The organism is Clostridium culturomicium (assembly GCF_000821305.1).
Lineage (GTDB): Bacteria > Bacillota > Clostridia > Clostridiales > Clostridiaceae > Clostridium_J > Clostridium_J culturomicium.
In genome coordinates, this window is the sequence record NZ_CCXK01000014.1 from 421,854 (window position 1) to 434,051 (window position 12,198).

Sequence of the window (12,198 nt, forward strand, 5' to 3'; positions counted from 1 at the left end):
AAAAAAATTTAATACATAAAATTTTATAAAACTTCTTTGATTATTCCTATGTAAATAAAGACTTCATCATACTTTTCCTTCTATTATTTCATATATACCAAATGGTAATTCATTTATGATGTGTGTTGCATTAACACAAAACATATTTTCTGCTAGTCTATCCCCGCAATATCCATGAATATATGCACTAATGAATGTTGCCTCTAAAGGCTCATATCCCTGTGCTATAAACGATGCAATTATACCTGTTAAAGTATCTCCCATCCCGCCTGATGCCATAGCACTATTACCCGAAGAATTTTCATACACCACTTCTCCATCAGTAATAATTGTCCGATGATCCTTTAACAAAATAATCACATCATGCTCTTTAGCAAATCCCCTTGCAATCTCAACTTTATTAGCTTTAATTTCATCTATAGATAAGCCTGTTAATCTTGCCATTTCCCCATAATGAGGAGTTAATATGATGGTGTTGTTTTTTCTCTCTAATATCTCTAATCTTTCTTGTAATACATTAATTCCATCTGCATCTATTACAATAGGACAATCCGCATTTTCAATAGTATTCTTAATCACATTTAATGTCAACTTGCTGACTCCCATACCTGGTCCTATAGCAATGCAATTCGACTTAACCATAATATTTCCAATTTTATCACTTTGCTCAAAATTTATAGTCATAGCTTCCGTTAATTTAATACTCATTATATCTTGAATTTCCTTAGGCACACAAAGGGTGACGAGTCCTGCACCACTTCTTACAGCAGCTTGGGTTGTCAAATATGCTGCTCCAGCAAATCCCATAGAACCTGCAATTACTAGCACCTGGCCATAATCACCTTTATATGAATTCTGCTTTCTTCCTACAAGTGTATTCCTTACCATTCCAAAGTCTACTTCCGTAGGTTTATGTCTGAATCCAATAAAACTTAGCTTATTACTTTTAAATTTTTCAAAAGAATTCTCCAAGATTATACCTCCTCAAGCACAGCATATGCAATGGCGTTATCCTCTCCATGTGAAATACTAAGATGTATATTAGTATTTCCTGTTTTGTTGGCAATGACCCTTGCTTTTCCTTTTAATGTGACTATAGGTTTTCCAAGAGTAGAATTCTCAATTATTATATCTCTAAATGAAAAACCTCTAAACCCTGTACCCAAAGCTTTTGAAACTGCTTCCTTTGCTGCAAATCTGCCTGCCACATACTCAGGTCTAAGATTACGCCTCCTCAAATATTCTATCTCATTTGAAGTAAATATTTTTTCTAAAAAACCATTGTCCTTAGCTAATATTTCCCTTATTCTCCTTATCTCAACAATGTCTACTCCAATACCTAATATCACCTCTATCCCTCCTCTCTAATTTAAGTTATTTATTATTCTATCATAAAAATAAATTATATAATACACCTTTTACATCTTTTGACTTATATTGTTATAATTTCTAAAAGGCAGGATTTCAAATTTATCCCGCCTTTTAATTTATTGCTTTTATACAGTTATTTTTTCAAATTGAGCATAAAGCTCTTTATCAAAATCCTTATAATATTCCTCAACCACTTCTTCCGCTACATCAATTAAATGTACTGGTGAAACCATGTTCTTTTCTAACATGTGTAAAAGTTGGCTACCTTTATACTTATATGGAGTAATATACTTAATTTCTTCCTTAAAAGCTTGTACATTTTTTTCATTATCTCTTACTTTACTTTCAACTTCAATCCCATACGCTTTAATACAGAAAGATTCTCCATTGTTATCCATACGCAAATCTCTTTGTACTAATCTATAAATATATTCTAGATTTTCCCCATCATTATTACAATTGCATTTTAAAGTTTCAATTACCATACTAACGCCCCCAATAATAATATTTCCCCGTTGCAAGCTTACACTCGTTCTATAATTGAAATTGTATCACTTAAAATAAAAATAAAGTGTAAATTTTTGTAGATGGAACTAATTATATTCCACCTATAAACTTACACCTTATTTCTTAATATTCTTTAATATTCACCTTTGCCGCCCTCATTAATGGTTTCCGTTTCCACTTTATCCCTTTTATATGAATCCTCTTATCTTATTTTGTCTTAAAGTGTAGAAATATTTTTTGTGTTATTTCATGATTTTATTTAGTTTATTTACATTTTCTTCCATACTTTTCCATTCCTTATTTTCTATCATATGTTGCGAAAATTTAGCCTCATTATATATATTAGTAACCTCATTAATCCTTTCTGATGGATCAACCTTAATCTTTATAACATGCTTTAATTGACCTGGAGTCATATACTCTTTAAAAATATCCTTTTTAGCTGCAGTATCAACCAATTCACCATATTTATATATAATTTCTTCTCGTGGACTTCCTTTTTTTCTAAATAGCTTCTTAAGCTTAGCAAATATTTTATCTTTTTTTATTGTCTGTTTTTCTATATCCTCTACAAACTCAGTATACTCCTGTGATTTATTCTTATTTGCCCTATAATAAACCTTATTAATACTTCTATATAAAAAATATATAATTAAAAGAAATAAAATAGCTATAATTATATTTACTATAACCTTCCCATCTCCCGTAACACGCTGTGCTTGTATGTCTTGTGTAACTGCCCCTAAATCAATTAAACTCTTAGGAAGCTCACCTTTAGCTCCAGCAAATAATCTATCAATCAAACTATATAACCACATTAATGGATATTGTAAAACTGAAAATATAATATTAGCTAGAAAATCAATTACATTTGCTACCATACTTGCAATTATTTCGCCTACAAACATTATCTTACTATATACAGCATCTTGCGTTAATAAAATTCCAAACAAAGACAACCCATAATTAATGTACTTACTTCCTCTGGTTCTTCTTATCTGATACTCATATCCCATAGCTTCCCTAAGAGATATAACAACCAAAATGATATATACTAATATACCAATATAAATCATTGATCCCTGTGATCTAAACCCTGACCACCTCATGAAATTATAAATAATCCCAGCGGCAAAAATATAATATATTCCATGCAAAAAAATTCGCTTATATTCATCATAGTTAATATCATCTTTCTCTTCCTTAAAAAGCTTCAGTATAAGTGCTGATGAAAATATAATATTAATTATGGCAAAAAAAGGTTCGCTACTAGTTAAAAACTCGATTAAAGCAATGGGAATTACCGATAGAGCCAAGCATAACTTCGGATTATTTCCAAGCCTTAAAAGATATCTTCCTATATTAGACATAACAACAATTAAAAAGAATAATTGAAAACTTATATTTTCCTTAAATGCAATAGACATTATTATGGTCCATATAAATGTTATTAACAGTGCTATCGTTGAGGTATAAAAAAATTTAACTTGATTAAACCAGCTCATTATTTAACCTCCCCCTTATAACGGATTGTCTGAACACCCTTTATATTTACCTCTATTCCATTTTCAGATACATCTATAATTTTTACCTTATATCCTCTTCTTATCATTTCTCTAACTACTTTAATATCCTTATCATTTAAGTAATAAGTTATTATCACATAAGTAGTATCAGCATTAAGATATGAAAGTTTACTTTGTAAATAAACTGAAAACTCCTGTCTTGGAACTTTATGAATTCTTGTACAGTATTCAATCAACGATTCCAAAGCTCCTCGCCGTGGCATTAAGTCAAGCGGACCATTACCTTTACAATATATCATATTTGCATTACTCCAAATTCCCGTTGGAATATTTTCATTTAATGCCTTACTGCTTAAAGCTAATGCAATATCTATAGCCTTATCCACCGCATCTGGCCTTAGACATCCCCAGTAAGGATCCCCACATTGTACATTTATTATCATTACTAATTGATTATCTGAAGTATAATCATATTCCTTAACCATGAGCTTATCAGCCTTTAAAGATGCTTTCCAATTAATATCTTTCATCCTGTCTTCAACACAATACTCCCTTACCCCTCTTATATAAAGAGGATCTTTATGAATCCATCTTCTAACTGTATTATCTCCAACAAAACTTGTATCTTCGAAGCTTAGAGAATCCATCGATTTCACTTTAGGACAAATAAGAATCTCAACCCAATCCTCCATCTCCTTTGTCTCAATACATAACCCTAATGGATCTCCAATTCTAACATTAACTCCTCTAACATTATATGCTCCTCTTTTTTCCCCTGTCATTGTATAGCTTCTATTTCTTCTTTGATATTTCCCCATGGCATATCTAGAAATATGCCATTTTTCACTGCCACACAACTCAGTTTTTGCTCCATCACAAAAGCTTAACTCCTCCGGAATCTTCTGCTCAACCAGCATAAACATTATAGGGAGACTTTTCCTATTCTCGATTTTCAATGTAAATTTAAATTTCTCACCTATAGGAATTAGTTTTTCATTAACTTGTCTTGATATGTTTAAATCCTTATGACCATTACTAGCACTGTAATTACAAAGCTGTATAACCCCCAGTATTAAAGCTCCTAGAATAAAAATTTGAAGCATAGTATCTCACCACCTCTAACTTCTTTCTATTGGCGTCTCTACTGTATTTAAAATATTTTCAATGACCTTTTCACTTTTATTTCTTGAATTACTCATATCATTCTTCACAATAACTCTATGTGCCATTATCGGAACTGCCAAGTCTTTAATATCTTCTAAAATAACATAATCTCTTCCCTTTATTGCTGCTAATCCTTGACATCCTTTCATTAAATTCAATGTTGCTCTTGGGCTACATCCTAACTCTATTTCCTTATGATTTCTAGTAGCTCTAACCAAGTCTACTATGTATTTCTTTATATCTTCACTTATATAAATTTTATTATAATTTTTCTGAACATAGGAAATCTCTTCTAAAGAAATTACGCTATTTAACTTTTCAAGCGGTTCTTCTTCTATAAATCTATTGATTATTTTAATTTCCTCATCATACTCTGGGTATCCAATTGATAACCTCATAAAAAATCTATCCAATTGTGCCTCTGGTAATGGAAATGTTCCAAACTGCTCAACTGGATTTTCTGTTGCTATAACAAAAAAGGGTTTTCCAAGTTCAATTGTATTTCCCTCAACAGTAACTTGTCCTTCTTCCATGCATTCAAGTAAGGCTGATTGAGTTCTAGGTGTTGCTCTATTTATTTCATCTGCTAATACAACTTCACTTAAAATAGGCCCTTTTCTAAATTCAAACTCCTTAGTTCCTTGATTATAAAAATAAATTCCTGTTAAATCCGATGGTAATAAATCAGGCGTGAACTGAATCCTTTTAAAACTACAATTCATAGTCTTAGATAAAGCTTTACACATTTTTGTTTTTCCTAAACCAGGTACATCCTCTAATAATACATGTCCTGAAACGATAAATGAAACAATTATATGCTCTATTACCTGTTCCTTTCCAACAATAACCTTAGAAATATTCTCAACCGCTTTATTCCTAAACTCTACAAACTTATTAATATCCACAGCTTCTCCCCCTAATTGCCTTTTTTATAATTATACTACTTTTCAAAGATTATAAATATACACATAATTTAAATAATTCAACACAAAAAAGCTACATAAAATAGATTTCTCTATTTTACATAGCTTTTCACTAGGTTCTTATGCCATATTTCTAGTAATGATTGGTCTTTACAAGTAATTGTCTGTTTCATTGAAGCTAACAATTAGCTACATCTTCATCTTTTTTCTTTTTAATGTTGTTACTCATAAATTGGAACTCATCTGCAATAACTTCTGATATGTACTTCTTATGACCGTCTTCACCTTCAAATTGTCTACTTTGCAATCTACCAGTTACACTAATGATACTTCCTTTTACTAAGTATTCATTTACTATTTCAGCTTTCTTTCCTCTAAGAACAACTGGAATAAAGTCAACATGCTTTTCTCCGGCGGCAGTTTTATATGGTCTGTCAACAGCTAAAAGTAATCTAGTGAATACTTTACTACCATCTTCAAATACTTTGATTTCTGGATCACGAATAAGCCTGCCTACCAAAACTATTCTATTCATCATACACCTCCAACATATCGCTTATTGTAATTATATCCATTAAAAATTTTTTTAAACATAATATGTCAAAGTTTTTATAAATTTTAAGTTAGCAGCCAAATCTTTGATTTAGTTAATGAAGACTTACTCAGTAGAGTAATTCTTCCAATGAATATGAGAAAGAGCTACTTTATATACCTGAAAACTCTATTCTTACTTTCTCATTACTGCTTACTTGATTTATTGCATGATCGTTATATCCTATAGGTTTTTTAGATAAAATATTGGGAAGTTCTACAGTAAATTCACTCCCAACTCCAAGTTCACTTACTACATAAATACTGCCGCCATGATTTTCAACTATTGATTTCACTAAGGATAATCCAACCCCACTTCCTTCATGGCTTCTAGTAAATAACTGTTCAACTTGAACAAACTTATCAAATATTTTTGCTTGATCTTCTTTAGATATCCCTTTTCCATCATCTCTAACTTTAATTTTAACAATCTCCCCTTCATCAATAATCTGAACTTCGATTTTACCCTTAGCTTTAGAAAATTTAACTGCATTTGATAATAAATTAAGCATAATTCGCTCAATATTATCCTTATCAACTCCAATTATTTTTTCTTCAACATCAGTATCAAAGGTAATTGTTAATCCTTTACTTTCTACATATTCAACAGCCTCCATTGTTATATCTTCAACAATCTTAACAATATTATAGTTGCCGAAATTCATTTTAAGATTTCCAACATCAATTCTTGTACCATCAATTAAATTATTAATTAATCTCAAAAGTCTATAACTATTTATTTTAGTTAAATTCAAATATCTTATTAACTGTTCATCTTCACAATTCTTATAATTATATTGAAGCAACTGAACTGTACTTAAAATAATATTAAGTGGAGTTTTTAACTCATGTGATACATTGGAAATAAATTCAGTTTTAAGTTTGTCATATTTTAAAGTTTCCTGTAATTTAAGCTTATCTATTTCAGCTTTCTTTTTTTCAGTAATTTCTTGGGTCAACACCACAACTGATTTATCACCTTCATAACATAGGGGCATCATTATCATTTCAACTTCAATTATTGTTCCATCTTGTCTTATCATTTTAATTTCCTGTAAGTCTGTAGTTTTTCCAGTTGTGAAAGTCTTATAATACATTTCTCTATAAATTTGTTTATAATCTTTATGAATCATGTCCATAATATCTTTATTGGTTAAATCATTAATGTCTTCGACCCCCAATATTCTTGCTTGAGCCTTATTTCCACTATTAAATTTATTATTAGTATGAATCATAACACCAATAGGTAATAACTCTAACAACTTCATATAGCTATTTTTATTACTTATAAGATTTTTTTCCAGCTTAACCCTTTTTGTAATATTCTTAATAAGATAAATATAATATATTTCGTTTTTTTCTTCTAAAAACATGGTAGTAATTTCACAAAATACTGCACTACCATCCCTTCTTATAATCCCTCTATCAACAATATTTATATCCTGAAAATTTTTATGCTGTTCTTCAATAAGGTTATCTTTATATCTTATTGGCTCTATTTTAACTACATCTAATAAACTCTTTCCCAAAAACACTTCTCTTCCTTCATAATCATCTGATCCACCTATGATTAATCTTGCTGAATTATTTATAGCTATTATTTTATTATTTTTTTCGATAACTACACCTGTAGATGTAGCATTAACGATTCCCATTGCCATTTCTGCACTGACATATTCACCACAATGATTTTCTAAAGAATTCTTTATATCTATAAAATTGAACTTCTCATTGTTCTCAACGGTTGCTTCCTTTTCTACATAAGGCATGATATCAAAAAAACTTTTTTCCTTTTTATTAGCTGGCAACAATAACATTTTATACTTATTATCCCCAATAAAAACATCTGCTAGGTTTAATTTAAGATTCCCTACTGTATACATGTTTACTTCAGCTATTGTCTCAAATACTTCTTGTTTCATGCCATAAATGTCGACAATACAAGGCTTTCCACTTTTTTTATCCTTAAATTTTATTATGTTATTTATTTTTTTATTAAGATAGTTGTCATCAGTAACTATGGATAAAAAATTTCCAGCATGAGCATTGCAATAAACAACTTTATTCATATCATCAATCATTACAATTGGTTGTGATATTTCATCATATATTCTTAACTCCGCTAAACTATCAAATTTCATTACCAATCCCCCGTGTTTATGATAATTTTAAATATTATATTACCTAAACATTTTACACTATATTTCCCAGTTTTTTTACTTATTTTTTCTCCCATTATTCTACATTTTATTCTTAATGATTTTATCAAACCAATTATTAATACATCTATATTGCTTAAATCAATTAATTCCCCTAAAAATAAACAAAAACTAGCCAATTATTTTTAATAATTTTCCAATTTTTCTTCATTTTGTTTAATCAAATATTTGCTTACTTAAATACATACTCATTTTCTTGCATAATTATGGCATTAAGCTCTCCGCCCAGAAGTATTGTTGTAGAAGTAAGCTTTAACCATATCATTAAAATAATTATTACACCTATACTTCCATATAAATCTGAATATCTTCCAAAATTATTCACATAATATGCAAATCCCATAGAGGAAACTGTCCAAACAACACTAGTAAAAACAGCGCCAGGCAATGCGTCCATTATTTTTACTCTACGTGAAGGTATTAACTTATAGATAACAGTAAAGACAACAACCATACCCACTATTCCTATTGGATACCTTAAATAATTAACATAATTAAATATCATAGGACTTAAATCTAACCATTTAATTAACGCACTTCCAATTTTCTCTCCAAATACCAATACTGCTAAAGTAAATAAAATTAACATAATAATTACGAACATAAATATTATTGAAAAAAAAATAACTTTTATAAAGTTTTTATCCTCCTCTTCATTATAAGCACGATTTAAGCCATAACGAATTGCCCTAAAGGCTCTAGATGCAGTATAAAGCGAAAAAATTAATGACACTGATAATAGATTTCCATTCCTTGTCAGCAACAACTGCATAGTTAATGTTGATACTAACTCATACAACTGCTCTGGAATCATTGTTCTAAAAGATTCTAAAACACTAGCTGGATTAACATTAATAAAACCTACTAAACTTAAAAGCAGAATTAAAAATGGAACCATTGAAAACATTATGTCAAATGCCAACTGGGAAGATAAGTTTGATATATGGTGGTTATTATATCTAATTACCATTTTTACACTATATTCAGGTATTTTCATACTCATCCCTCAATTCTATATTAATAATCTTAATTATATATCCTTTATTATCCATTTCAACCTTTTTATATGATTTATTTTTTTCAAACCTATTTTACCTAATCTTCAAATCCTCAACCCTATATATCAATGTTACAAAACTCAAATTAATATGAATATAAACGTAAAAATATCTTATAATTATAATATATATGGAATATTTTATTAAATACTAGCCTTTAATAAAGGAGTGATATTATGAAAATAGGACTAGTTCAAAATAATATCCTTTGGGAAAATAAACAATTTAATCTAAACTCAAGTAAAGAATATTTTAAAAAAGCTAAAACCCTTAATATTGATTTACTTCTCTTCCCCGAACTTTCCTTTACAGGCTTTACTATGAATACAAAAATGTTTCAGGAGTCGGACTCATATACTATACACTATATGTCTAACTTATGCAAAACCTATGATATTAATGTAGGTATAGGCTATATTCAACAATGTACTGGTGAAAAAGCAAAAAATAAATATACTATAATATCTAAGTCTGGTGATATCTTATGCAACTACACAAAAATTCATCCATTCTCCTATTCCAATGAAGATAAATATTATATTAGCGGCAACGAGATTGTTTGGTGTAATATTAATAATATTATATTATCGCCATTTATATGCTATGACTTAAGGTTTCCAGAAGTATTTCAAATTGCCTCAAAAAAAGCTGACTTAATCACTATAGCTGCCAATTGGCCTTGTTCCCGTTCAGCCCAATGGATATCTCTACTGAAAGCAAGAGCAATTGAAAATCAATGCTATATCACTGGAGTAAATAGAATTGGTATTGGTAATAATATAACCTATAGTGGAAATTCAATGATAATTAATCCTTTAGGCGAAATTATTGCTTATGGAGAAGATGGTACAGACGACATTATAGTTGGAGATATAAGGAAAGATTTTATTATTGAAGTCCAAAACAGTTTTAAATTTAAACAAGATAGGAGAGAAGAATTATACTACCAATTAAATAATAAAATTAACAGTTGAATCTTTCCATTATTTGAATTATAATATTTTTAAGAATAAACATTATTAATTAACTATAATTATTATAAAGAGGGGTTACAATGATCGATAAAGTATTAGAAATATTAAAAAGTTCATCAGAACCATTAAAAGCTGGAGAAATAGCTGAAAAGGCCGGAATAGATAAAAAAGAAGTAGATAAAGCTATAAAATCTCTTAAAGCTGAAGAAAAAATAGAATCTCCTAAAAGATGCTATTATAGCGCAAAATAATAAAAGGCACTTTAAAGTGCCTTTTTTAATTTCTTTTAAATTCTTTAAATCTAGTTCCTTGAAATGTCAGTTTCCCCTTGTCACCTTCAACAAGCATACCATAATCACTTCCGCTTACTGCAAGTTCAAACCTATCTCCGCTATCAACTTGAAACGTAGCATAGTAAAAAGTTGAATTAGATGTGTGATTTATACTATCACCAGTATTATTGTGATGATGTCTTACAGAAATCCTTTTAGCCACAACAGCAGCTTCTACCGTCAGTACTGGAGCATGGTTATTTTTGTTCCAAATACCAACGCCTCTAACTAAGTTTATAATTACCACACATAAAATAATGAGAAATACAATCATAAATATAAACGGAAATACATCAAACATAAAGTTAACTCCAAATCCGTCACCATAATTCATAATTAATCCTCCAACACATTATTACTATATATATTATATAACCGGCCTCAATATACTTCTATAATAAAAGATAGTTAAATACTATATCACAGCCTTCTTGTATATCTGAGTAATTCACCATCTCCATGTTTGTATTTTTATATCTTACTGGATATACAATAGTTCCTGTCTTAACTCCCGTACCTTCTTTGTGAATAGTTCTTCCATCACTATATTCTTCGCCGAAAACAAAACCTGGCTTTTTACCCAATTTTCCATATACGCCTTCAAGCTGCTCCTTAACTTCGTGATGAATAATCATAGTTTTATCCATGAATTTCACAGCAGTACCTTTTCCTAAACTTAATCTTCCGCTAGCGCCTAAGCTATCCCCTGAAGCTTCACCATCTACTACTAAAGCATACATTGGATTAATAGAATAAGCTGCTGCTCTTGCTCCTCTTCCATCTAGCACATTTTGAGTAGAAAATACAAAGAATAACTCCTTATCTAAATTTTCCAAGGTTTCCTTTTCTCCCTTAAGTCTTTCCATAGCTTTTAATACCATGTAGCAGCCTGCCCTATTATCTAATGCTGGAGCAATTATACTTTTCTCTTCCTCAATTATATTAGAGGTTATTACACATACATCGCCTTCCTGTACAAGCTCTAGAGCTTCCTCTCTGCTTCCTACTCCCATATCAATGTACATATCCTCAAGGGTTCCATCTTTTTTAGAAATGCATACTCTTCCTGAATTTCCATTTTCAAATTCTACTAAGTTATTAACAAAAGCAGTTTCATCAAATTCACCAACTTTACCGATTCTTAAGAATCCGGTTTCTTCAATATATAATATTATGAATCCCATAGTGTCCATATGTGATACAATCATGGTTCTCTTTTCCTCAGGTTGATTTTTCTTTCCCATAAAAGCAATTACATTTCCCATTTTATCTATTTCATTTTCTATCTCTAATGAATTCAAATATTCAACTATAACACTTCTTACTTCGCTTTCATGGCCACTAACACCAAAAGCACCTACTAAATCTTCAAATAACTTATTCATAATTTACCTCCATAACTTTCTTTTATAAAGAAATTCCTTCTTATCTTCATTCGAAGGAGTGCTCTACTGAGTAAGTTCGAGCAACTAAATCAAAGATTTATACTCTAACTTAAGTTCGCCTTAACCAAATCATAGATTTGGAGGCTTA

13 protein-coding genes are annotated in these 12,198 nt (G+C 29.9%); 2 read left to right on the plus strand and 11 right to left on the minus strand.

Annotated features, from left to right (window positions below; genetic code table 11):
* Positions 1–66: 66 nt before the first annotated feature.
* From BN1075_RS05985 to BN1075_RS06025, 9 genes are all read right to left on the minus strand, one after another.
* Positions 67–972: an NAD(P)H-hydrate dehydratase gene (locus BN1075_RS05985; RefSeq protein ID WP_052406415.1), complete on the minus strand. Its 906-nt coding sequence runs from the start codon at positions 970–972 to the stop codon at positions 67–69.
* A 2-nt stretch (positions 973–974) separates the two neighbouring features.
* Entirely contained in the window at positions 975–1,349 is a 375-nt protein-coding gene (gene acpS / locus BN1075_RS05990) for a holo-ACP synthase (protein ID WP_040192164.1), read from the minus strand.
* A 147-nt stretch (positions 1,350–1,496) separates the two neighbouring features.
* Positions 1,497–1,856, minus strand: coding sequence for a DUF6514 family protein (locus BN1075_RS05995; protein WP_040192165.1), 360 nt, complete (start codon positions 1,854–1,856; stop codon positions 1,497–1,499).
* Between the two features lie 264 nt (positions 1,857–2,120).
* Positions 2,121–3,383, minus strand: coding sequence for a hypothetical protein (locus BN1075_RS06000; protein ID WP_040192166.1), 1,263 nt, complete (start codon positions 3,381–3,383; stop codon positions 2,121–2,123).
* Complete coding sequence (locus BN1075_RS06005) at positions 3,383–4,507, minus strand: DUF58 domain-containing protein (protein ID WP_040192167.1); 1,125 nt, start codon at positions 4,505–4,507, stop codon at positions 3,383–3,385. Before BN1075_RS06005 ends, BN1075_RS06000 begins: the two co-directional genes overlap by 1 nt.
* Before the next feature lie 15 nt (positions 4,508–4,522).
* Positions 4,523–5,467, minus strand: a complete 945-nt coding sequence (locus tag BN1075_RS06010; RefSeq protein ID WP_197072284.1) for an AAA family ATPase — start codon at positions 5,465–5,467, stop codon at positions 4,523–4,525.
* A 202-nt stretch (positions 5,468–5,669) separates the two neighbouring features.
* Positions 5,670–6,026 (minus strand): single-stranded DNA-binding protein, encoded by a 357-nt coding sequence (locus tag BN1075_RS06015; RefSeq protein WP_040192169.1) that lies wholly within the window; start codon positions 6,024–6,026, stop codon positions 5,670–5,672.
* A 169-nt stretch (positions 6,027–6,195) separates the two neighbouring features.
* Positions 6,196–8,223 (minus strand): sensor histidine kinase, encoded by a 2,028-nt coding sequence (locus BN1075_RS20620; RefSeq protein ID WP_052406416.1) that lies wholly within the window; start codon positions 8,221–8,223, stop codon positions 6,196–6,198.
* Between the two features lie 250 nt (positions 8,224–8,473).
* Positions 8,474–9,298, minus strand: a complete 825-nt coding sequence (locus tag BN1075_RS06025) for a YihY/virulence factor BrkB family protein (protein ID WP_040192170.1) — start codon at positions 9,296–9,298, stop codon at positions 8,474–8,476.
* A 237-nt stretch (positions 9,299–9,535) separates the two neighbouring features.
* On the opposite strand from BN1075_RS06025, the gene BN1075_RS06030 reads away from it, so the two are divergent.
* Together BN1075_RS06030 and BN1075_RS06035 are read left to right on the plus strand one after the other, a co-directional pair.
* Positions 9,536–10,333 (plus strand): nitrilase-related carbon-nitrogen hydrolase, encoded by a 798-nt coding sequence (locus BN1075_RS06030; RefSeq protein ID WP_040192171.1) that lies wholly within the window; start codon positions 9,536–9,538, stop codon positions 10,331–10,333.
* 80 nt (positions 10,334–10,413) lie between these two features.
* A complete protein-coding gene (locus BN1075_RS06035; RefSeq protein WP_040192172.1) occupies positions 10,414–10,584 on the plus strand; it encodes an HTH domain-containing protein in 171 nt (56 codons plus the stop codon).
* A gap of 25 nt (positions 10,585–10,609) precedes the next feature.
* Here the strand turns inward: BN1075_RS06035 and BN1075_RS06040 are convergent, their stop codons facing one another.
* Together BN1075_RS06040 and BN1075_RS06045 are read right to left on the minus strand one after the other, a co-directional pair.
* On the minus strand, positions 10,610–10,999 hold the full coding sequence (locus BN1075_RS06040) for a DUF2500 domain-containing protein (RefSeq protein ID WP_040192173.1): 390 nt from the start codon (positions 10,997–10,999) through the stop codon (positions 10,610–10,612).
* A gap of 58 nt (positions 11,000–11,057) precedes the next feature.
* Positions 11,058–12,050, minus strand: a complete 993-nt coding sequence (locus BN1075_RS06045) for a hypothetical protein (protein ID WP_040192174.1) — start codon at positions 12,048–12,050, stop codon at positions 11,058–11,060.
* Between the last annotated feature and the right edge of the window lie 148 nt (positions 12,051–12,198).